The organism is Acidocella aminolytica 101 = DSM 11237 (assembly GCF_900129125.1).
GTDB lineage: Bacteria > Pseudomonadota > Alphaproteobacteria > Acetobacterales > Acetobacteraceae > Acidocella > Acidocella aminolytica.
Genome location: NZ_FQVJ01000001.1, coordinates 187,519 through 208,983 on the forward strand (window position 1 = coordinate 187,519; position 21,465 = coordinate 208,983).

Annotated in this window: 17 protein-coding genes and 3 tRNA genes; 5 read left to right on the forward strand and 15 right to left on the reverse strand. The window is 58.6% G+C overall.

The genetic code is table 11. The features are described 5' to 3' along the window. Nucleotides 1-3 precede the first annotated feature (3 nt). From phbB to BUB54_RS00870, 12 genes are all read right to left on the reverse strand, one after another. Nucleotides 4-726 carry an acetoacetyl-CoA reductase gene (phbB, locus tag BUB54_RS00815; RefSeq protein WP_048879209.1) on the reverse strand — a complete coding sequence of 241 codons (723 nt, stop codon included), beginning with the start codon at nt 724-726 and terminating at the stop codon, nt 4-6. 162 nt (nt 727-888) lie between these two features. Then, nucleotides 889-2,457, reverse strand: coding sequence for an MDR family MFS transporter (locus tag BUB54_RS00820; RefSeq protein ID WP_048879208.1), 1,569 nt, complete (start codon nt 2,455-2,457; stop codon nt 889-891). Further along, the gene (locus BUB54_RS00825) at nt 2,454-3,509 is read right to left on the reverse strand and encodes an HlyD family secretion protein (RefSeq protein WP_280521936.1); all 1,056 of its coding nucleotides are present in this window, start codon (nt 3,507-3,509) and stop codon (nt 2,454-2,456) included. The genes BUB54_RS00820 and BUB54_RS00825 overlap by 4 nt, the downstream gene beginning before the upstream one ends. A gap of 76 nt (nt 3,510-3,585) precedes the next feature. Then, complete coding sequence (nusG, locus tag BUB54_RS00830; protein WP_048879206.1) at nt 3,586-4,116, reverse strand: transcription termination/antitermination protein NusG; 531 nt, start codon at nt 4,114-4,116, stop codon at nt 3,586-3,588. A gap of 10 nt (nt 4,117-4,126) precedes the next feature. Further along, complete coding sequence (gene secE / locus BUB54_RS00835) at nt 4,127-4,309, reverse strand: preprotein translocase subunit SecE (RefSeq protein ID WP_342351554.1); 183 nt, start codon at nt 4,307-4,309, stop codon at nt 4,127-4,129. Nucleotides 4,310-4,363: 54 nt separating this feature from the next. After that, nucleotides 4,364-4,440 (reverse strand) — tRNA-Trp (locus BUB54_RS00840). A gap of 104 nt (nt 4,441-4,544) precedes the next feature. After that, nucleotides 4,545-4,618, reverse strand: a tRNA-Gly gene (locus tag BUB54_RS00845). 58 nt (nt 4,619-4,676) lie between these two features. After that, on the reverse strand, nt 4,677-5,420 hold the full coding sequence (locus BUB54_RS00850) for an ABC transporter ATP-binding protein (protein WP_048879204.1): 744 nt from the start codon (nt 5,418-5,420) through the stop codon (nt 4,677-4,679). A 3-nt stretch (nt 5,421-5,423) separates the two neighbouring features. Continuing rightward, nucleotides 5,424-6,434 carry a taurine ABC transporter substrate-binding protein gene (locus BUB54_RS00855; protein WP_048879203.1) on the reverse strand — a complete coding sequence of 337 codons (1,011 nt, stop codon included), beginning with the start codon at nt 6,432-6,434 and terminating at the stop codon, nt 5,424-5,426. Between the two features lie 22 nt (nt 6,435-6,456). After that, entirely contained in the window at nt 6,457-7,260 is an 804-nt protein-coding gene (locus BUB54_RS00860) for an ABC transporter permease (RefSeq protein WP_244890737.1), read from the reverse strand. A 181-nt stretch (nt 7,261-7,441) separates the two neighbouring features. Further along, nucleotides 7,442-8,983 (reverse strand): serine hydrolase, encoded by a 1,542-nt coding sequence (locus BUB54_RS00865; protein ID WP_073211078.1) that lies wholly within the window; start codon nt 8,981-8,983, stop codon nt 7,442-7,444. Nucleotides 8,984-9,090: 107 nt separating this feature from the next. Further along, complete coding sequence (locus BUB54_RS00870) at nt 9,091-10,599, reverse strand: acetyl-CoA hydrolase/transferase family protein (protein ID WP_048879201.1); 1,509 nt, start codon at nt 10,597-10,599, stop codon at nt 9,091-9,093. A gap of 382 nt (nt 10,600-10,981) precedes the next feature. Here BUB54_RS00870 and BUB54_RS00875 point away from each other — a divergent pair, with 382 nt between their 5' ends. Genes BUB54_RS00875 through BUB54_RS00885 form a run of 3 tightly spaced genes read left to right on the forward strand, consistent with a single transcriptional unit; the run spans nt 10,982 to nt 14,659 of the window. Beyond that, nucleotides 10,982-11,530, forward strand: a complete 549-nt coding sequence (locus BUB54_RS00875) for a TadE/TadG family type IV pilus assembly protein (RefSeq protein WP_158320118.1) — start codon at nt 10,982-10,984, stop codon at nt 11,528-11,530. Continuing rightward, the gene (locus tag BUB54_RS00880; RefSeq protein ID WP_048879199.1) at nt 11,527-12,333 is read left to right on the forward strand and encodes a TadE/TadG family type IV pilus assembly protein; all 807 of its coding nucleotides are present in this window, start codon (nt 11,527-11,529) and stop codon (nt 12,331-12,333) included. The genes BUB54_RS00875 and BUB54_RS00880 overlap by 4 nt, the downstream gene beginning before the upstream one ends. 13 nt (nt 12,334-12,346) lie before the next feature. Further along, nucleotides 12,347-14,659: a TadE/TadG family type IV pilus assembly protein gene (locus BUB54_RS00885; protein ID WP_073211082.1), complete on the forward strand. Its 2,313-nt coding sequence runs from the start codon at nt 12,347-12,349 to the stop codon at nt 14,657-14,659. A gap of 35 nt (nt 14,660-14,694) precedes the next feature. Here the strand turns inward: BUB54_RS00885 and BUB54_RS00890 are convergent. After that, nucleotides 14,695-14,781 (reverse strand) — tRNA-Leu (locus tag BUB54_RS00890). A gap of 93 nt (nt 14,782-14,874) precedes the next feature. Between BUB54_RS00890 and BUB54_RS00895 the strand changes: the two genes are divergently transcribed. After that, nucleotides 14,875-16,641: a transglycosylase domain-containing protein gene (locus tag BUB54_RS00895; RefSeq protein ID WP_048879197.1), complete on the forward strand. Its 1,767-nt coding sequence runs from the start codon at nt 14,875-14,877 to the stop codon at nt 16,639-16,641. On the opposite strand, the gene BUB54_RS00900 is transcribed toward BUB54_RS00895, so the two are convergent. Continuing rightward, on the reverse strand, nt 16,642-18,429 hold the full coding sequence (locus BUB54_RS00900) for a monovalent cation:proton antiporter-2 (CPA2) family protein (protein ID WP_048879196.1): 1,788 nt from the start codon (nt 18,427-18,429) through the stop codon (nt 16,642-16,644). A gap of 109 nt (nt 18,430-18,538) precedes the next feature. Further along, the gene (locus BUB54_RS00905) at nt 18,539-19,720 is read right to left on the reverse strand and encodes a UbiH/UbiF/VisC/COQ6 family ubiquinone biosynthesis hydroxylase (RefSeq protein ID WP_048879195.1); all 1,182 of its coding nucleotides are present in this window, start codon (nt 19,718-19,720) and stop codon (nt 18,539-18,541) included. Nucleotides 19,721-20,060: 340 nt separating this feature from the next. Here BUB54_RS00905 and BUB54_RS00910 point away from each other — a divergent pair, with 340 nt between their 5' ends. Further along, nucleotides 20,061-21,368 (forward strand): ammonium transporter, encoded by a 1,308-nt coding sequence (locus BUB54_RS00910; RefSeq protein ID WP_048879194.1) that lies wholly within the window; start codon nt 20,061-20,063, stop codon nt 21,366-21,368. Nucleotides 21,369-21,465: the final 97 nt, after the last annotated feature.

Sequence of the window (21,465 nt, forward strand, 5' to 3'; positions counted from 1 at the left end):
GCCTCAGTACATATGCTGACCGCCATTGATAGAGATTGTGGAACCGGTCACGAAATCCGCTTCGTCAGCCGTCAGGAAGAGTACTCCGCGCGCGATATCTTCCGCTTTTCCCAGGCGGCCACGGGGAATTTTCGCAATGATCTTTTCCAGAACGTCAGGCGGAACGGCGCGCACCATGTCCGTATCCACATAGCCGGGCGCGATGGCGTTAACGGTAACACCGTAACGGGCACCTTCCTGTGCCAGGGCCTTAGTGAAACCATGAATACCGGACTTCGCGGCAGCATAATTCACCTGACCATATTGCCCGGCTTGGCCGTTAATAGAGCCGATATTCACGATACGCCCAAACTTCGCAGCTTTCATACCATCGAACGTGGCCTTGCAAAGATTGAAGCAGGAGCCGAGATTGGTGTCGATCACCGCATCCCACATTTCGCGGGTCATCTTGCTGAGCACGGCATCGCGCGTGATGCCTGCATTATTCACGAGAACTTCGATGGCGCCATGCCGCGACGCAATATCGTTTACTGCGGCAACGGTTTCTTCGAAGCTCCCTGCATCAAACTTGATTGTTTCAATTCCGGTATCTTTTTGGAAGGCTTGCGCAGCCTCTGTATTTCCAGCGTAGCTGGCTACAACAAGCCGCCCTGATTTCTGCAGCGCGATGCTGATGGCAGCTCCGATACCGCGTGTTCCACCAGTGACTAATGCAACTCGAGCCATGTGGACCTCCTTTTTCTTTTTCCAGAGCCTAGACCATTTCCAATCCGGTGCAAGGGTTTAGGCTGCTGCATTTTAATGAAAAAGCGTACAAAAATACTTACTCGCAAGTAAGTAAAAGGATTCCCGCAGGCGGAACATGACGCAGATCAATTTGGTATCGTATCAGTGTGCGCCGGGCGGCGCCGGTCCGCTAACACGCCGGATGCACAGAGACGCCGCTAACGCCAGGAGCATGCCCAAGGCTAGCAAACCGAAGGCATCGCCGTACGCAAAATAATTGGCTTGCTGCCTTATGGTTTTGCCAAGCAGAATGATGGCCTGATGCCGCGCGTCGTTAGGGTCCGACATGCCATGCGCTTCGAAATAATGTTGCGTTGCATCAATTCTTGAGCGTGTGGCAGGCTCTAACAGGCTCACATGCTGGTTGATAATAAAGGAGTGAAATTTTTCACGGTTAGTGACGAAGGTTTCCACCGTGGCGATACCGACCGCACCGCCTAGATTGCGGAGCATGTTGAACAAGGCCGAGGCCGACCCGGCATCCACCGCCGCGATTCCCGCCGTGGCGATCATCGTGATAGGCGGGAAAACCATGGCTTGCCCCACAGCGCGGATCAGGTTGGGGATGAGCAATTGCGGGCCGCTATCATTGGGGCCAAGTTTCAGATTCATTATTAGACTGATGAAAAACAGCAGAAACCCTAAAGAGAGCAGGCGGCGGGGGTCGAAACGCTGCATCAGCCACGGCATGCAAGGAATAATGAGGAGCTGCGGCATTCCGATCCAGGCCATCACCTCACCGGACTGCCTAGCGCTGTAACCATGCGCCTCGGCCAGATAGAGCGGGATCAGATAAACCGCCGAGTAGAGCACAAAGCCCAGCATCACGTTGGAGATGGACGAAAAGCTGAAATTCCAGCGGCTGAACAGGTGCAAATTCACCAAGGGCGCCTTATTACCGGGGCGCAGTTCCTGGAAAAGAAAGATCCCGAGCGAGATCGCTGAAATCAAGGAGAGGCGGGTGATGAAGCTGGAACTGAACCAGTCATCCTTATTACCTTCCTCCAGCACTGTCTGCAGCGTGCCCAGCCCAACGGCCATGGTGAACACCCCCAGCCAGTCGCCGCGCAAGAACTGGTCCAGCCGCATTGGCGCGGGTGCCAACCCCCAGAACAAAGCGGGGAGCATAAACGCGCCAGGGACCAGATTGAGAAAGAAGATATAACGCCAGCCATAGGCATCGGTGATCCAGCCGCCGATCGTGGGGCCGATGGCCGGGGCGAAGGTGGCGGTAAGCGCGAACATGGCAAAGCCCATGGAGCGCGCCCGTGGCGGTAGCAAGATCATGACGCAGACCAGCGCCAGCGGGATCAGCACCCCGCCCGTGAAGCCCTGAATGGCCCGCAGTGCCACCATTTCCGGGAAGTTCGTGCTCAGCCCGCACGCCACGGAGAACAGCAGGAACAAAATGGTGTTGCCGATGAGATAACGCCGCAGCGAAAACACATTCATCAGCCAGCCCGAGAGCGGGATTACAATGATCTCGCCAATCAAATAGGCTGTCGAAATCCAGCCGCCATTATCCAGCCCGGTGCCGATGCCGCCTTGAATATCGGGCAGGGAGGTGTTCACCACCTGAATATTCAATACGGCCATGAACGCGCCAAGCAGGGCCCCGGCCACGGCGATTCTGTTTTTAAGAGGAATTGCCTCCGCGATGTTCTCGGTCATTTCCCGCTACGCGTGTCGATTTCCGGCTCCACTGACATGCCCGGCCGTAATTTGCCGACCTCCTGCGGTGTCAGGTCGATTAGGATCTTCACTGGCACGCGCTGCACGATCTTGGTGAAATTGCCGGTGGCATTGTCTGGCGGCAGTAAGGCGAATTCCTGTCCGGAAGCGGGGTAGATGCTGTCCACATGGCCGCGAACCTTGAGGTTGGGGAAGCCGTCCACATGGATCTTCACGCTTTGGCCCGGGCGGATATGGGTGATCTGCGTCTCCTTATAATTGGCCAGCACATAGACCTTGGAGAGCGGCACCACGGCCATGATCTGCGTGCCCGGTTGCAGGTAATCTCCCGTCGCCACGGTCTTGTTGCCCACCACGCCGTCAAACGGGGCGCGGATGGCGGTGTGTTCCAGGTTCAGCTGGGCTTGGGCCAGTTGGGCCTGGGCGCGGGTCACGGCGGCCTTGGCGCCCGCAAGCTGGGCGTTCAGCACGTCAACCTGGCGCTGCGCGGCTTGCTCGGTGGCCCGGTCGGCGGCCAGGTTGGCGCGGGCGGTGCGTAAATCCGTGTCAGCCTGATCGGCGCTCTGGACCGGGCTGGCACCCTTGGCGGACAGCGTGGCGTAACGGCGTTGATTTTGCTCGGCAAAAGTTAGCCGCGCCTTGTCACCTTCCACGGAGGCCATGGCAGCAGCGATCTTGGACGCCTGCAAGGAGAGCTGTGCTTGGTCATTGACCAGTTCAGCCTGGGCGCTGGCTAGCCCAGCCTGCGCTACCTTCACCGCATTTTCATAATCGCGCGGGTCAATCTGTACCAGCAGTTGGCCCTTGGTCACGGGCTCGTTCTCCAGCACCGCCACCTTGGTGACATAGCCACTGATCTTGGAGGCAACCAGGCTTGAGTCCGCGGCCAGATAAGCATCGTCCGTACTGACGAGATATTGGCCAATCAAAATATAATGGATCAGCCACCCACCGAGCGCTAGCACGGCAAAGACAAATCCGGCGCCAACCATAAGGCGGCGCCGGTTAGATTTTTTATAAGTATCCGACACTTAAAACGTCTTTCGAAATGCCGGAAGAGAGATAATCCCAGGTTTGTGAATTACAAGTCTGTCAGTTGTATCTCGCTTACAGCTTTTCGACCTGCGCGTATTCCAGGTCCACCGGGGTGGAGCGGCCGAAGATGGAGACGGAGACTTTCACGCGGCCTTTCTCCTCGTCCACCTCTTCCACCACGCCGTTGAAGCTGGTGAAGGGGCCGTCGGCCACGCGCACCTGCTCGCCCACCTCGAACACAACGGCCGGACGGCGCTGCTCGGTGCCTTCCTCCTGCTGCTTCATGATGCGCTCGGCTTCGGCGTTGGTGATCGGGCTTGGCTTGTTACGGCTGCCCAGGAACCCGGTGACGCGCGGTATATCCTTCACCAAATGCCAAGTGTCATCGGTCATATCCATGTGGATCAGGATATAGCCGGGGAAGAATTTGCGTTCGGTGTTCACCTTCTGGGCGCGGCGCACCTCGGTGACTTCCTCGGCCGGTACCACGATATCGCCGATATGCTCGGCAAAGCCCTTCAGCTCAGCCTGCTCCTTGATCTGCTGGGCGATCTTCTTCTCGAAACCGGAATAGACATGCAGAACGTACCAGCGCTTGGCCATCGAAATTTCCTTAACCTCCAGCGCCGAACAGGGCGCGCATAGCAGCGCCGATGATCCCGTCAACCGCCAGGAAAAACAAAGAGGTGGCAACCACCATGGCGAGCACGATCCCGGTGAGCTGCACCGTTTCCTTGCCCTTTGGCCAAGTGACGCGCGACGCCTCGGTACGAACCTCGCGCGCGAATTTCAACACGTTGAACGCCAAGACGGACCAAACTCCAAAAACTGCGAACGTGCTGGGAAGGGATGGCAGGGGCGGAGGGTCTCGAACTCTCAACCTCCGGTTTTGGAGACCGGCGCTCTAACCAATTGAGCTACGCCCCTATCCGTACCAGCATGGAAAGCGCCTTCCACACTTTGCAGCACCGAATGTCAAGTCTCGGCACCTTTTTTGTGACCCGATCCCTTTAAAAAGAAACCAGGACCGTTGGAGCGGGTGACGGGAATCGAACCCGCACAGCCAGCTTGGAAGGCTGGGACTCTACCATTGAGCTACACCCGCGTACAACGCGCTGATCTCCGTTAAGCCTAATTACTCCCATGAGGCAAGAGGCGGATCATCAATGCGTCTGCCCGGCGAGAATCCGCCGCGCTGCCCGCTTGAGCGCCAGAAAGTCCGGGGTGGTGATCATGTCCCAATCACGGGGGCGGCCCAGCGTCACAGGCTCGTCCAGGCTGATTCGTCCTGGGCGCGCGCTCATCACCACCAGTCGGGAGCCAAGCATGATGGCTTCGTCGATGTCATGCGTCACGAAAATCACCGTGGCCTGGATGCGCTCCCAGAGCTCGGTCAGGAATTCCTGCATGGTTTCGCGAGTTTGCGCGTCCAGCGCGCCAAAGGGCTCGTCCATCAGCAACACGCGCGGATGCATCACCAGCGCCCGAGCAATGGCCACGCGCTGCTGCATCCCGCCGGAAAGCTCGTAAGGCCGGTGCTTTTCAAAGCCTTTCAGCCCGATCAGCTCAATCACCCGGTCCACCTCCCGCCAGGGCAGACTGGAGGAGCCGCGCATCCGCAAACCGAAGGCGATATTGTCCCGCAGGCTCAGCCATGGGTACAGGCCGGGCTTCTGGAACACCACCACCCGGTCCGGCCCAGGGCCGGTGACGGGCGTCCCATCCAGCAGGATTCGCCCCGTGCTGGGCGTCTCCAGCCCCGCGAGTATGTTCAGCAGGGTGGATTTGCCGCAGCCCGAGGCGCCGAGAATGGTCAGAAAACTGCCATCCTCGACACGCAGAGACAGTTCATCAAGCGCGCGCTGGCCGTTGAATGTCTTGGTAACGCCCTCGATTTCGATGGGCATACGTTACTTCAAAGCCTCTGCCGCGACGCGCGAATCGACAGCCTTCGCCGGATTCGCCAGCGGCGTCATGATGCGCCCGATCTTCAGCAGCACGGCGGCGGTGTTGGTCAGTGTCTTGGTGGTAGCGGAATCCGCCACGCCCGCACCGCTGCCCAGCACGTTCGGGCTGAGTTGGTCCTTGGCCGAGAAAATCTCATAGCCTTTCAACTCGGAGGCGGCGGTTTTCTCATCAATCCCGGCCTGCTTGGCCATGATGGCGAGCGCCTTGTCCGGGTGCTGCTTGGTGTAGGTCACCCCTTCATCCAGTGCCTTGACGAATTGCGCAGCCAACTGCGGATGTGCCTGTACCCAATGGGTGTTGGCGATGCAGACATTATAGGAGGACGCGTAGCGCGGCAGGTCCGCGTCGGTTGTCAGCACCTTCGCGCCCTCGGCCCGCAGCGCGTCAAAAACCGGGTCCCAGACGATGGCGGCGTCGATGGCCTTGGTCGTGTAGGCGACGCGCATCTCCGGCGGTGACATATTGACCTGCCGCACCGCCAAGAACGGCAGGCCGGCCTCCTGCAGGAAGGTCGCCAGCTCAAAGCTGGCCTGGGAGCCCTGCACTATGGCGATCTTCTTGCCCTTCAGGTCCGCGACGGAATTGATGCCTGCCCCTGGCCGCACCGCGATTCCGGCGGCGGATGTGTAGCGCTCCTGATTGTAGATAATCGCCAGCGGCAGCCCCTGGGAGATGGCCGCCACGAAAGGCGGAATACCCAGCCCGCACATGAATTGCAGGCTGTTAGAGGCTAGCGCGCTCATAGCCGCCGGGCCCGAATCGAAGAATTTCATGGTCACATTGGCGTCTATATCCTTCTGGAACAACCCTTGACCTTGCGTGACCATGTAAGGATCAGCGCCGTTATTTTCATAGCCGATCACAATATTCGGCTTACCCGCGAAGGCGGGAAGGGTGGTTGCGGCCACGGCGCTGACACCCAGCAATCCGGCCCGGAGAAATTTCTTCAGCATGATGCCCCCTTGTTATTTGACGTCATTGCCGCCCGCGCCAGGGCACGGTGCGGTTTTCCACGAGCCGGATCGCCAGCTCCATTGCATAGCCAAGAATGCCAATGACAATGATCCCCGCGATCACAACTGCCACCTGCAACGCCTGCCCGGCATATTGCACCAGCCAGCCCAACCCCTGGTCCGCGGCAATCAACTCGGCCGCTACCAGGCAGGTCCAGGCGACGCCGATTCCCACCCGCGCGGCGGTGAAAATCTCCGGTAAGGCGGAGGGCAGGATCACATGACGGAAAATCTGCCGCTCACTGGCCCCCAGCGTGCGTGCCACGGCTAGCCGTAAAGGCGGTGTGGCCTTCACACCCGAGATAGTGCCGATGATGATGACCGGAATTGTACCTACTAGAATCAACAGGATTTTTGGCAGTTCCCCAATGCCAAACCATACCACCAGCAGCGGAATATAGGCCAAAGGCGGCACCGGGCGGATAAACTGCAAGAACGGATCGACAATGCGGAAGATAAGGGGTACCCGAGCCATCAACAGCCCCAAGGGCACGCCAATGATAATTGCCCCCAGAAAGCCGATGACCACGCGCAGTGAACTAATGCCGATATCCGTCCAGATTGTATGCCCGCCATAACCGCGCGTGAACAAAATCACGAATGCCCGCCAAACAGCCTTTGGTGGCGGCAAGGCGATGGGAGGGAAAAGCTGGAGAATGGAAACAATTTCCCACAGCCCGATCGCCGCCAGCAGCACCAGGCTAGTGGTTAGCCAGCTTGCATGCTTCAATCCGCGTCCGTGTGGGTATGGATCAGCCTCGGCCACGGGCCGTACCAATTTTGCCAACATTAAAATCGAAGGAAAGGCGACGTCCTGACTTCACGCACATTGGCCTACATTTCCCGGAAATCCCAGGGGGGTTCAAGGCCTAATAGAGAAAAACGAGGCCATGCATACCATTCTGCCTTATTTTCCACGAAGGGGGCGAGCGGTTCTGCGCGGGTGGTCAGCGGGTGAAGGCATTCAGGCCGGTTTCGTCGAAGAAGCCGCATGTCAGCTTGTGCGGCGGCGTGCCGGAGAAGCTAACCTTGAAGGCCGAGCCGGGGGGCGCGCTTTCATTGTCGGGATGGATGACAAAATCATCGCCGTCCCAATGGGGGCATTTCAGCGTCACCTTGCCGGGTCCGGCGGTCAGCACCAGCCCGTCGGCTGTTTCCGTCACGCTCAGGGGGCCATAATAAGGGTTCTGATATGTTCCCGTGTAAGCAGAGAGGTTTTGCGGTGGTACGGGGGAGGTAGGGGGTGTTTTGCCAGCTAGGGTGCCTTCCGGCGCTGTTATTTGCGAGAAAATCGGCGCCAGGAAGGCCACCCAGTCCTTTTTCGCCTGGCCAAACTGCACATAATCCAGGAAGGTCAGGCCGATCGCCTCGGCCACACCCACGGGCCAGGCGTTGGTCAACACCACAATGCCGATATTCAACTCCGGCAGCATCATGACATTGGTGGCCGCACCCAGCACGAACGCGCCAGAATGGCTAAGCATCTTATAACCGCCATCGCTGGTGCCGACATTGAAGCCAAACCCGTAATAGCTGGCTGGCTGGCCATCCTGTGCGGGGCGCATCAGCATTTGGGGGGAAAGGGCGGGGGTAAGTGCTTCTTCTGAGACCAACTGTTGTCCCTGATAACGCCCCATGCCCAGAATCAACGACATCCATCTCGCCATGTCGTTCACGCTGGAACTGGCGCCGCCAGCGGGCGCCTGCACCTGCGGGTTGCGGACCGGCCCCGGCACAAACCGGCCATTTTCCTGCACATGCCCAGCGGCACGATTATTCATGGCGATGAAGGTCCGGAAATCAGAGGTCGTGCGGTGCATGCCCAGCGGGCGATAAAGGGCGCTTTCACACAGGCTAGACCAATCCTTGCCTGCCTTGTCGGACACACCCTGCGCGGCGGCGGTAATGCCCATATTGGTGTAGTGGTATTTTTTCCGGACCCCATCGAGCGGCACCAGCCGCAGCCGATGGAGAATTTCCGTGCGATCATAGCCCAGATCTTCCAGCACATCCCCCGCATGGTCCGGCAAACCGGAGCGGTGAGCGTACAGATCCGCGATGGTTAGTTCACGCGTGGCTTCGGGGCTGGATAGGGCGAACCAGGGCAGCAGGTGCTGCATCCGACTGTTCCATGCAACGCTGTCGATCCCCACCTGATGCGCCACCACAGTCGCGCCCAGCGGCTTGGAGATGGAGGCAAGCTGAAACACGGTATCCGCATCAACCGCATCGGCTGCGCCTATTTTGTTTACGCCATAACCCTTGGCAAACAGCATCTGCTCGCCTTGCACCACGGCAACGGCAATGCCCGGAATCCGGGAGCTTTTCATCAGGCTTTGCGTCAGGACATCAGTGGCGGCGATGGCTTTGTCGAGCCTGGCCGGGTCAACGCTCTTAGCCGCGGAAGCCCGGGCGCCGAGAGGCAGCCCCACCGCGCCGCAAAGCGAGGCTGTCAACAAAGGCCGGCGGGAAATAAGGGCAGGTGCCATCTTGAACCTCCGGTACATTTCTGTTCGCCATTATGGCTGTTCATGAAATGCTACCGGAGGACGTTACGCTTGTTAAGAAGAACCAGTCGCTTTTCGGCCTGTTGCGCTCAGGCGCGCATCGTGCCCGTGTCGATAAAACGCTGATGCCAGGACAGGGCCTCGCCCGGCAGGCAGGGCGATTGCTGGCCGTAGGAATGCTCCCGTGCCCGGTTATAATAATCGCGGAGCATTGGCTTGTAGTCTGGGTGCGCGCAATTCTCGATGATCAGTTGGGCGCGTTGCTTGGGTGAAAGTCCGCGCAAATCCGCCAGCCCCTGCTCCGTCACAATTACCTGCACGTCCTGGGTGATATGGTCCACATGCGCCGCCAGCGGTACGATTGAGGAGATGGCGCCATCCTTGGCCGTGGACGGGGTCATGAAGATCGACACATAAGCATTACGCGCGAAATCACCCGAGCCGCCAATGCCGGTCTGGATACGTGAGCCCATGATTTGAGTGGAGTTCACGTTGCCGTAAATATCTGCTTCGATCAGCCCGTTCATGGCAATGCAGCCCAGACGTCGCACCAACTCCGGATGGTTCGAGATTTCCTGCGGCCGCAGGATCATATGTTTGCGGTATTCCGCCATGTTGTTGTTCATCCGCTCCGCCGCGCTGGGGGAGAGCGAGAAGGCGGTGGCCGAGGCCAAGCGCAGCTTGCCGCTGTCCAGCATATCCAGCATCCCGTCCTGAATCACCTCGGTATAAGCGGTGAGGTTCTCGAAGCGGGATTCGTTCAGTCCGGACAGCACCGCATTGGCGATGTTGCCCACCCCGGACTGGATGGGCAGCAAATGCTCCGGCAGCCGCCCCATCTTCACTTCATGCTCCAGGAACTCGATGAGATGCCCGGCAATGGCATAGGCCGTGCCGTCAGGCTTGGCGAAGGGCAAGTTGCGGTCCGGCGAGTTGGTCTCTACCACCGCGATCACCTTGGAAGGGTCGCATTTAATGGTGGTCTGGCCGATCCGGTCGTCCGGGCGGATCAGTGGGATGGGCACGCGGTTGGGGGGCAGGGCGGTGCCGTAATAGATGTCATGCACCCCTTCCAGCGCCTCATTCTGCCAGTTATTCACTTCAAGAATAATCTTATCCGCGCGGTCAACCCAGGTTTTGGAGTTGCCGACGGAGGAGGAGGGGATGAGCGAACCATCCTCGGTGATGCCCACAACTTCAATCAACGCCACATCCAGCTTGCCGAGGAAGCCCTGCCACGCCATGGGCGCCACTTGGCTCAAATGCATGTCGAGATATTCCATCTCGCCCTTATTGATCTTTTCCCGCGCGACGGGGTCAGAATTGAAGGGCAGGCGGAATTCAATGCCGTCCGCCCTGGCCAGCGCGCCGTCCAACTCCGGCCCGGTGGAGGCGCCTGTCCAGATTTTCACCCGGAACGGATTACCCGCGTTGCGCGCTTCCTCAATTCGCTTGGCCAGTGCCTGCGGTACCGCCTTGGGGTAGCCTGAGCCGGTAAAGCCGCTCATCCCCACCGTGCAGCCAGGTGGAATAAGGGCCGCCGCTTCCTCGGCCTGCATGAGTTTTTCGCGCAAAGCTGCGGATCTGATACGAGTCATCTGTTGCCTCCTGGACGCCTTGTCGTGCCATGTATTTCTGCATGGTCACTGAATAGGAAAGCGGGTTTTTTCCAAGTGCCAGATTATTCCCGACGCTCAAATGTACGCCCGTCCTCCGTTGGGCGATGCTCATGGACTGGGTCAAATAAAGCTGTCCATTTCGGCCTTTCGCGTTGAACAGCCTGTTCTACAATAGGACATAATTTTTATCTAAGCATGTGCAGGCAGGGCCCCGAGCTGGGGAACAGGCAGGGTAAACCCTGGTAGATCAAAGCGCTGGATTGGATTCGGGAAGTCGAGTAAGAGGGAGGTGTTATTATACGATTTGTAATGTTTTGGTTTGGCTCTGAAATATCCAGTTTTTGAGACCGCAGGAGGCGGGGTGAACTTGTGCGTATGGCGTATCCTTAGCCGTTTTACCCAGGACAAGGAGGCCGCGACCGCAGTTGAGTTCGCCATTATTGGTAGCGTCTTTTTTCTCATTATTGCCGCCATTTTTATTCTGTCTCTGGATATGTATTGGCAGTTAACGCTGGATACGGCGTTGAACGCCGCCGTACGCGAGGTACAGATTGGCAAGGTAACCACCGGGACCGGCTTTGTTGATGCCGTTTGTCAGGAATTTACTCTGGTCGCGGGCAATGGCTGTACCAGTAAGCTGCAGTATTCCGTTCAGAGTGGCTCTTACTTTGGCAGTGCCAGTGACTCTTCCTCGATCATTGGTCAAGCGGGTGGGTTGACAGCGTCGGGCTTGTCGAAGCCGGCCAATTTTCCAACCATCACGCGTTCGTCAGCAGGGGCGCCGCAATTCGTGCTAATTCAGGTGGCGTTTCCTGTCCCGTTCAGCATGGACAGCGCGCTGAATGCAGTCGTGACGCAGAATGGTACGGATTACCTCTATTCAGCCGCGGCGACGGAGGTTGAGCCATGAGAAAACGCGGGCTTCTCAGCGACAGGCGCGGCACCGCAGCGGTTGAATTCGCGCTTATCTTCGGCCTGTTCCTGCTGCCGCTGTTTATTGGGCTAATTGAGGTTGTCACGCTGTACCGCGCGCAGGAGAAGCTGAATGCTTTTGTAAGCAATCTGGCTTTGATGGTTTCAATCGAGACGCCGGGCAGCGCCGTGAGCGGTGTTTATTCGCTTCCGGCCACGGGGGGGGGCGGTACGTCGCTGCAGGATGTCTGCAATGGCGCGGTTGCCGGGTTTAAACCCTACCCCGCGAATGGCTTAACCGTGCAAATTGCGAGTGTGACCATGCAAGCCGGGCCAAAGGGCCTGCCTGCCAGCAATTCCTCCTCCTCCTTTGTTTATAATGGCAGCAATCTTTATGATGAATGGGAGCAGGACTTCACGGTTTCTGGCAGTAATTGCGTTGCCAGTGGCGGCAGCGGTATCGGCGCGGCCGGCACCAGCAATAACGCGATTAATCTGATGACAAGCAACCCTCCCAGCACATCCGGTGGCGGGTCTGGTGGTCTGGTGCAGTATCCGTGCGATAATGGCATTATTGTCAAGGCGCAGATGAACTATCCTGGCCTTTTGGGGCTTATCATCAATCATACAATGGTCCTGACACAGTCAGCCTATATGCGATGGCGCTACGCCAGCACGATGAGCGAACTGCAATGCCCCACCTGCGCCGTTTCCAATAATAACAGTACAGCGCTTTATTCATCCGGAAATGGAAGCGTGACGCAAGCTTGCAACACCAACGATACAAGTGCCAAAAATTGAGGAGATGGTCCCCATGCTGACCAGACTTTTCAGGAGATTGTTCTCTGACCGTAAGGGCGCCACCGCAGTAACCGTGGCGATCATGCTGGTGCCGATGATGATTGCCGGTGTCTCGGCGATTGACATGGCCCGCATCGCGGCGGCCCGCACAGTATTGCAGTCGGCCGTCGACTCCGCCGCCATTTCCGGTGGCGGGGCATACAGCACGTCAGGCTCCAGCACGGCGGCGGTCAGCGCGGCACAAGCGACTTATGCCGGGTCCACGGCAACACTAGGTGCTATGACCATGCGTCTCACCCCAGGTACCGATAACAGCTTGGTCAGCGTGTATTGCCAAGCTAATGGAAACTCGACGTGCGGCAGCGTCGGTGCGGATACTACAGGTGCCTGCCCGTCTGCTTATCATTATTGCGTGGTCGTGAATGCTCAGCTTGAGTTAAGCAATCTTTTGCTGCGCTGGATTGTGCCGCAGACATTCCTCACGGTTAAAGCGGTGGATACGGTCGGCACCTCAACCTATACGGTGAACGCGGGCAGCTTCACTTCGAATGGGATTGGCGGCGCCATGGATCTGAGTAATATTTTGGCCTATGTGGTGCCGACATCCTCAACAGGCGCAAATGAGTTCAGCACCGTGCCCGCGGCAAACTCGGCCTGCACCACCGGTGTTATTTCCTACGAGACTTCAAAAACCAGTGTGCCAGCCGGAACAGGATGTAATTTCGCTCTGATCGGCAGTTCAACGGGCGGGTCTGAATCCGGCACTCTGACGTTTTCGGCGGGGCAATACATCTCCTTTGCTTTCGCTAACCTAACCGGTGGCACTTACTCTTTCGGGGGAGATGGGGGAGTTCTTTATTATGATAATATAACGGTTAATGGTACGACCTATTCAAATGGCGCTTGTGCAACCGTCTCATATCAATATTATTATTATTGGGGTGAAGAGTATCGGAAAAAGATATACTCAATAAGCAATTTGTCCAAAGCTACTTGCCAAGAGAAAAACGGAACCTCATTATACGCGGAATGTCCGGCTCATAATCTTTATGGCAGTATCACCCAGGGGACCGGCGGATCTTTAACTTATAATGGAGCGACCGCCGATGACTCACTGAATATTTACTCCTCCTCCTACGAAATGTTGGGCTATCCGCCGACTTACGACACGAACCATGTCCTTCCGACATTTACGGCAACAACCTCCGAATATATAGGTTATGGGTCCTATTCGGTTTCCACCCAATGTCCACGCTGGCCGACAACGGCTGCCGCGGCATTGACGGATGGCGATAGCAGCCAAGTGCCTTACGACACGAATATCAACGCCTATGCGACCTATTATCCGGGAAAGACCGTTACGGACAGCCGTGGAACCTCTATTTATCCGCCTGCCTTGCAGAGTGCCTGTTCCCCTGCCGCATCTTATCCATCGTCTGGTAATCAGGTTTATTCCAACGCATGGTGGGGGTGGAGCGCGCCAAATCCGCAGTCAACCACAACAATCTATTATCAGAACAGTTACCCAGCTAGTTCTTCTTTCTGTTCAAACCAGCCAACCACCAGTGCAGGAAGCTATGACCCGGCTTATAACAATTGCGCGCTGGTGATTCAGCCGTTGGGGAATGCCGTGCCAACATTGACCTCTGGTGAGGTGATGCAGCCTGATTATTACCTTGTGGTCAGAGCCACCAATAACGCCACGGCGCCTATCGTGCTACTTGATCCGATCTACGACAATCAGAACGGCACATCCTCCGGCACCAGTTTTGCGGATATTTACCCAGGTGTGGCGACGCAGCATTTGGGAGGATATGATTCAAATATATCCGTAAACTACACTTATAATAAAGACGGCAGTTTGGCTTCAGCTGCCGTGACGGACAAGGATTCCTCTGGATATTATCCAACCTATGATGCTTCAACAGGATACCCTTTCTATCGTATTACCAAAGGGCAATATGCCGGGGATTATGTGTTTATCGAACGTCCGTCGCAGAGCGATTCCGGCACACAGTCTTATGACAAGGATCTGCCACCGGAAACTTCGCTGCGCTGCTACAATCCGCAACAAAACGGCTATTCTTCCAGCACGTTCAGTGTAAGCAATAACAATAATGGCAGCCCTATCGACCCTCTCGCCAATCCAGAGCTTGGCGCAATTGATTGCAGCCTGAACCCGAACGGCTCTTTCGCCCTTTATTGGAACGACATGGGCGGCGCTCAGAGCGATAATATTATCTACCGGAACGCCGCGTTCGTCTTTACCTGCCCGACGCCGACCTACACGTCAGGTGCGGCGGCGCCATCAACATTAAGTGGATGAGAATAGTGGCCCCGGCCATGTGCCAGGGCCATTTCTGGTGCGGACGGCCGGAATCGAACCGGCACGGAGTTGCCCCCAACGGATTTTAAGTCCGTTGCGTCTACCAGTTTCGCCACGCCCGCATAGCGCCTGTTTAACGGTTCTGGCGCTTTGGTCAAATAGGTAATAACGCCAAGGTTGACGCCTTATGGTTTCACTTGGCAGCAGAGGGCTTCATGCCCCGCCGTAAGCCGCCCAAGCCTGTTCTGCCCCGCCGCCTTGGTGATGCCTGGCGGGTTGCGCGCTTGGCCATTATGTCGGCCATTTGGGGCGCGGTGGCGGTTGGGCTGGTGGTCTTGTGGTTTACCTGGGATATGCCGAATCCGGCCCATGCCATCACCCAGGCCCGTCGCCCCGCGATCAAGCTGCTCGACCCCGCGGGGCGCCTGGTGGCGCGGTTTGGGGATGTCTCGGGCCGAGTCGTACTGCCATCCGCCTTGCCATCTTATGTGCCGGCCGCCTTCATCGCCATTGAGGACCGGCGGTTTTACCAGCATGGCCCGTTCGACATGCAGGGGATCCTCCGCGCCTTGGTGTCTGATATCTGGCATCGTCGGGTGGTGCAGGGCGGCTCAACCCTTACGCAGCAGGTCGCCAAGACCTTGTTTCTGGACAATCGGCGTACATTCCGCCGCAAGATCCAGGAGGCGTTTCTGGCCGTCTGGCTCTGGCGCCATTATAGCCGGAGCCAGATTCTTGGTATTTATCTCAACCGCGTTTATCTGGGCGGCGGCGCCTATGGTATCGATGCCGCCGCCCGGCTCTATTTCAATGAACCTGCGGAGCGCCTCAGCTTGGCCCAGGCAGCTATCCTTGCAGGGTTGCCAAAGGCGCCTTCCAGCCTCAACCCGCTGGCCAACTCCCAGGCCGCCGCCAACCGCGCCGCGCTAGTTCTGGATGCCATGGTTGCAACAGGCGTCATCTCTCCAGAACAGGAAAACGAGGCCGCTGCCCATTTGGATGACGCGGCCTCGCCCGTCTTTCGCTCCTCTTGGTTCGCGCTTTGGACGATGCAACTCATGGCAGGGCGGATTTCCGAGGGGGAGGATGTCAGCTTCACCACCACGATGAATCCCGGCCTGCAAACCGCCACCCAGGCGGCGCTTGATGCAGCCATTACCGAGCATGGCGCGCAATATCACGTCTCCCAAGGCGCAGTGGTGGTGCTGGATGCTCACACCGGTGCGGTGCGTGCCTTGGTGGGGGGAGTTGGAGATCGCGAAGGCTATAACCGGGCCGTTCTGGCCCGGCGCCAGACCGGCTCGGCCATTAAGCCCATCGTCTGGCTGGCCGGGCTGATGGCGGGCATGTCCCCCAACAGCTCGGTCCTGGATGCCCCGCTGGATATTCATGGCTACCGTCCCCGTGATTATGAGCGGTCTTACCGTGGCGAGGTCAGCATGGCCGAGGCGTTGGCGGATTCGATGAACACTGTTGCGATTCGCATTCTGCTGCGTGCGGGCGGGCCGCGCCGGGTGATCGCGGTGGCGCGCTCTTTGGGGCTTGATGACCATTTCCCCGATGATGCCACCATGGCGCTGGGCACCGGCACGGTGGGTGTACTGCAACTGGCCGCGGCCTATGCCGCCTTTTTCAATGGCGGGGAGCGTGTCACCCCTTATTGTGTCACCGCCATCAATGATGTGCCGTTTCATAGCCCTGCACCGGTCCATGTGGTCCCTGCGAGGGATGCTTGGGCGGTGGCGGGCATGATGCGTCAGGTCGTGCTTTCCGGCACGGGCCGGGCGGCGTTTATCTCCGGGGTGTACACGGCCGGTAAAACCGGCACCACGCAGGATTACCGTGACGGCTGGTTTGTCGGCTATGCCAGGGGCGATATCATTGCCGTGTGGCTTGGCAATGACAATAACAGCCCTGGCCAGCAGCTGCTGGGCGGCACATTGCCCGCAGAGATTTTTAAGGAAGTCGCCGAGGCGCTGTAATCAGGCCGTGGCCGTGCCGTCCTTTTCATCCAGATCGCTCTTATCCGTCTCGAACAGATCCTGAAGTTCCTTCGTTGCCTCCTGTGCGGTTTGGATCAGCTTGGTTTCGTCACTGCCGATGTCGTAGCTTTCATGCAGTAGGCGGTCGTCATGTTTGCGGAATATCTCAATCGCCCGCTTGGCGCGGGCTTCCGGTATCTCCAGCGCCTCCATGATGATTTCCGTCATACGCAAGGAGGAGAAAAAGGTTTCTCTGACAAATAGGTCCACCCCGGCGGACATCAACAGATGCACATGGCGCCTGTTACGCGCTCGCGCCACAACCTTCACATGCGGAAATTTCCGCCGCACCATTTCCGCAACCGCCACGCAGCCTTCAAAATCATCTAGCGCGATCACCAGAACTTTCGCGTTCTCAAGTCCGGCGGCGCGCATAAGCTCCTCGCGCGTGGGGTCGCCGTAAAATACCTGCACCCCGAAGCGGCGAATAAAATCCACCTGAGCGGCGCTGCGGTCCAAGGCGGTGAAGTTGATTTTCTGCATGGCGAGAATACGACCGATAATCTGCCCCATCCGTCCGAACCCGCAAATGATAACCGGCGCGGCCTCCACGGTCTCCAATTTGTCGAAGGGGCGGGATTTCTTGGTCTCCAGCTTGTGCATCACGAAACGCTCTGACAGCGAGAGCAAAATTGGTGCGACCATCATTGAAAGCGCGATCACCAGCGTGGCCTTCGCCGCCAGATGCTTATCCAGCGTGCCTTCCGCCACAGCTGTGGTGAACAGTACGAAACCAAACTCACTGCCCTCTGACAGCACCAGGGAAAACCGCAGCGCGGCCCCGGTCAGGCGGCGGCGCACATAGCTCACCGCAAAGGCAATCCCCGTCTTCAGTGCCACCAGCCCAAGCACCGGCGCCAGAATTTCCAGCGGCTTGTGTACCAACAGGCCAAGATCGGCCGACATGCCCACAGAGATGAAGAAAAACCCGAGCAAAAGCCCCTCGAACGGCTCGATATCCGCCTGTACCTCATGCCGGTAATCGGAATCAGAGACCATCACCCCCGCCATGAACGCGCCAAGCGAAGGGGATAGCCCTGCCCAATGCGCCAAGGTCGCCGTGCCCACCACCAGCAGCAAAGCCGTGGCGGTGAACACTTCCGGCACTTTTGCGGCGGCCACCATGCGGAAAACATAAGGCACCAGCAGCGTGCCGCCGGCCAGAATGCCAACTACCACCGCCGCCCCGCGCGCCACGGCGTCCCAGGAGAATTGCGCCGTATCGCTGCCTGCCAGAATGGGCAGCAAGGCTAGGGCGGGAATCGCAGCCATATCCTGAAACAGCAGCACCGCGAAAGCATCGCGCCCCGGAATGGTGGGCAGCAAATTGCGTTCCGAGAGCAAGGGCAGCGCGATAGCGGTGGAAGACAGCGCCAGACCAATCCCCAGCACGGTGGCGTCCTCCATATTAACGCCAAACAGCACGAGCAGGCAGGCTATTATGAACGCCGTGGGCACCATCTGCCCCAGCCCCAGTCCGAACACGGCCTTGCGTAGCACCCACAAGCGATGAGGGCGCAATTCCAGCCCGATTAGAAACAGCAGCATGGTAACGCCAAACTCGGCCACATCGCTTATTTCGTTAACATTGGTGACCAGACCAAGCACAGAGGGCCCAATGACCACCCCGGCGGCGAGATAACCCAGGATGCTCCCCAGCCCCGCATAGCGGGACAAGGGCACGGCAAGCACAATGGCGGCGAGGAGGATCAGCAACGTTAAGAGCATGTCTGCTCCTTATATGAAAAACGCTGCCTGCGTGTTAAAAATCAAACATTGTAAGCATTTAGCGGTGCAGGTTCCGCTGCGCCGGAACCTACAAGACTCAGCGTCAGCCTTACCGCCCCATCGCTGCCAGCATGAAGCGCTGCTTCAGGCGCGGCATCCGTTCCACCGCCGCCAGCCCCAAATCCCGTGCCAGCCTTACGGGTGGGAAGTTGGTTGAGAACAGCCGGTCCAGCGCATCCATGCCCAGCAGCATGGCCATATTCACCGGGCGCTGCCGGGCTTGATAAGCGCGCAGAACAGAATCAGCGCCAGGGTCTTCCGCCTTACTGGCCAGATCCAGCAGCGCGGCGGCATCCCGCAGGCCTAAATTCAACCCTTGCCCCGCGATAGGGTGCACGCCATGCGCGGAATCCCCGGCCAGGGCCAGGCGGGTATCGTAATAACGCGACGCATACATGGCGTAGAGCGGGTAAAGCCAGCGCCGTCCCGCCAGGGTGAAGCTGCCCAGCCGGTTGCCAAGCCGTGCCGCCACCTGCCGTGCCAGGGCGGCATCGTCCATGCCGTAAAGCAGTTTGGCGTTGGCGTCGCTCTCAGTGAACACGAGGGCTGAGAGGTTAGGGGCCGCGGCGGTGCCGGTCATGGGCAGCACGGCAAACGGCCCACCGGGAAGAAAGTGCTCCAATGCCACACTATTGTGCGGCTTTTCATGCGCGATGGCGAAGATCACGCCGGTTTGATGGTAAGGCAAGCGCGTCACGCTAATGCCCGCTTGGTTACGCAAGGGGGATTGCCGCCCCTCCGCCGCCACTACCAGCTTGGACTCAAAGCGTTCATCTCCAACTTGAAGCACGGCACCATCCGCATTGCGTGTCACCACCGCCTCGGCTGGGGCGCGCACGATCACGTCAGAGTCCGCCAGCGCCGCGTTCAGCGCCACGCGGACGGAGCGCGCCTCGATAATCCACCCAAACGGGTCGTCCCCGACGGCCCGATGATCGAAATGAAGCTTGAGCGGGGAGGGGGCGCGGCCGGGCTTTCCGTCGGTCACGTCGATATCCAGAATCGGGCAGGGAGCGAAAGGCAAGCGCTCCCAAAGCCCAGCTTCCCGCAGGATGTCCTTGCATCCATGCGCGATGGCATAGGCCCGGCCATCGAAATCAGGGTGCTCCATTGGCTTGAGGTCGGCTTTATCAACCAATAGAACCTTGCGGCCCCGCGCCGCCAAGGCCAGCGCCAGCGTGCCGCCCACCGGGCCGGCGCCCACCACCGCGATCTCGCATGAAGTTGTCATGATGAAACCTTGCCAGAAAATTCCGAAGCCGGAAACTGTACAGCGGCGGGGGGGCAGATGACGGCGCGTTCATCCATTCCGCTATATGAAGAAAAAATGACCATGGTTTTGCCTAAAAAATGGGCTGGCTGTCGGTCCGCTTCTTGTCTTAGCCGCGCTCCGCTTTGCCTGAGCCGCCGGAACCTCCCGCCAACGAGATGAACATGAAGGCCCCCGCAAGACTGGCATGCTCCTTGCTGCGGAAGAGATTGCCTATCGCACTGAGCTTTCATGATCACGCGCTGCTGGCCTGTCCGGGCTCCGGGCCTTTCAAGGCAACGCATTGAGGAACGAGGACTTGATGACGAAAAGATCTCTTTTAGGCTTGCCCGTGGGCCTCGGCCTGGCAGCGGCCAGCTGCGCGCCCGCAATGGCGCAGACCGCCGCGCCGACCCTTAACTCGGGTGATACCGCCTGGATGCTGACCTCTTCCGCCATCGTGCTAATGATGACGGTGCCGGGTTTGGCGCTGTACTATGCGGGCCTGTTGCGGAAGAAGAACATGCTGGCCATGCTGATGCAGTGCTTCTTCACCACGGCGCTCGTCACCGTTCTGTGGTGTGTTGTCGGCTACAGCCTCGCCTTCACTGCGGGGAACCCGCTTTTTGGCGGTTTCTCACGCGTAATGCTGGAAGGCACTGGCCTCAATGGCCTGTCAGGCACAATCCCGGAGACCGTGTTTGCCTTCTTCCAGTGCACATTCGCTATTATTACCCCGGCGCTTATCCTGGGCGGGCCGGCTGATCGTCTGAAGTTCTCCTCCTCCATGGTGTTCATCGGCATTTGGCTGCTGCTGGTTTACTGCCCGATCGCGCACATGGTCTGGGGCCCGGGCGGATTCTTGGGCAATCTCGGCGTGCTTGACTTCGCGGGCGGCACCGTGGTGCACATCGACTCCGCCGTTCCCGGCCTGATCGCCGCCATCATGGTCGGCAAGCGCTCCGGCTATGGGCGTGAAAACATGGCGCCCGCTAATATGGGCTACGCAATGATCGGCGCCTCCATGCTGTGGGTTGGCTGGTTTGGGTTCAATGCCGGTTCCGCGCTGACCGCTGGCGGTCAGGCGGGTATGGCGGCCATCAACACCCAACTCGCCACCGCCGCCGCTGTACTATCCTGGACACTCGCTGAGTGGGCCGTGAAGGGGAAGCCGAGTCTGCTGGGGGCGATCTCCGGTGCGGTTGCGGGTCTGGTTGCCATTACCCCGGCCTGCGGCTTTGTTCCGGTCGGTGGTGCGCTGGTCATTGGCCTAGCGGCTGGCGTGGTCTGCTTCTGGGGCGTCACCGGCTTCAAGAATATGTTCGGCTATGACGATGCGCTGGACGTCTGGGGTGTACATGGCCTCGGTGGTATCCTGGGAGCGCTGCTCACCGGCGTGTTCGCGGTTTCCTCCGTGGGTGGCGCGGGCCATTCCGGCCTGATCGACGGCAATGCTGGTCAGGTGCTCATCCAGGCCGAGGGCGTTATCGTCACCATCGTGTACGACGCAGTCGTGAGCTACATTCTACTCAAGCTAATCGACATAACCATGGGTCTGCGCGTCTCCAAGGAAGAAGAGATCGAAGGTCTAGACATAAACCAGCATGGCGAGGTCATCTCACACGGCTGACACGCATCTTCGGTCACGTGTTGGTCCGCCCTCCCGGCCCCGCCGGGAGGGTTTTTCGTGTCCATCTCCGCCGCCATGATCTGGATCAATGGCTGTC

What these genes read in the sequence shown, in the direction of transcription:
- nusG (WP_048879206.1), bottom strand. Translation starts at nt 4,116, where the DNA reads ATGGCCAAGCGCTGGTACGTTCTGCATGTCTATTCCGGTTTCGAGAAG.
- phbB (WP_048879209.1), bottom strand. Translation starts at nt 726, where the DNA reads ATGGCTCGAGTTGCATTAGTCACTGGTGGAACACGCGGTATCGGAGCT.
- BUB54_RS00870 (WP_048879201.1), bottom strand. Translation starts at nt 10,599, where the DNA reads ATGACTCGTATCAGATCCGCAGCTTTGCGCGAAAAACTCATGCAGGCC.
- BUB54_RS00855 (WP_048879203.1), bottom strand. Translation starts at nt 6,434, where the DNA reads ATGCTGAAGAAATTTCTCCGGGCCGGATTGCTGGGTGTCAGCGCCGTG.
- BUB54_RS00820 (WP_048879208.1), bottom strand. Translation starts at nt 2,457, where the DNA reads ATGACCGAGAACATCGCGGAGGCAATTCCTCTTAAAAACAGAATCGCC.
- BUB54_RS00865 (WP_073211078.1), bottom strand. Translation starts at nt 8,983, where the DNA reads ATGGCACCTGCCCTTATTTCCCGCCGGCCTTTGTTGACAGCCTCGCTT.
- BUB54_RS00905 (WP_048879195.1), bottom strand. Translation starts at nt 19,720, where the DNA reads ATGACAACTTCATGCGAGATCGCGGTGGTGGGCGCCGGCCCGGTGGGC.
- BUB54_RS00850 (WP_048879204.1), bottom strand. Translation starts at nt 5,420, where the DNA reads ATGCCCATCGAAATCGAGGGCGTTACCAAGACATTCAACGGCCAGCGC.
- BUB54_RS00895 (WP_048879197.1), top strand. Translation starts at nt 14,875, where the DNA reads ATGCCCCGCCGTAAGCCGCCCAAGCCTGTTCTGCCCCGCCGCCTTGGT.
- BUB54_RS00900 (WP_048879196.1), bottom strand. Translation starts at nt 18,429, where the DNA reads ATGCTCTTAACGTTGCTGATCCTCCTCGCCGCCATTGTGCTTGCCGTG.
- BUB54_RS00880 (WP_048879199.1), top strand. Translation starts at nt 11,527, where the DNA reads ATGAGAAAACGCGGGCTTCTCAGCGACAGGCGCGGCACCGCAGCGGTT.
- BUB54_RS00910 (WP_048879194.1), top strand. Translation starts at nt 20,061, where the DNA reads ATGACGAAAAGATCTCTTTTAGGCTTGCCCGTGGGCCTCGGCCTGGCA.
- BUB54_RS00885 (WP_073211082.1), top strand. Translation starts at nt 12,347, where the DNA reads ATGCTGACCAGACTTTTCAGGAGATTGTTCTCTGACCGTAAGGGCGCC.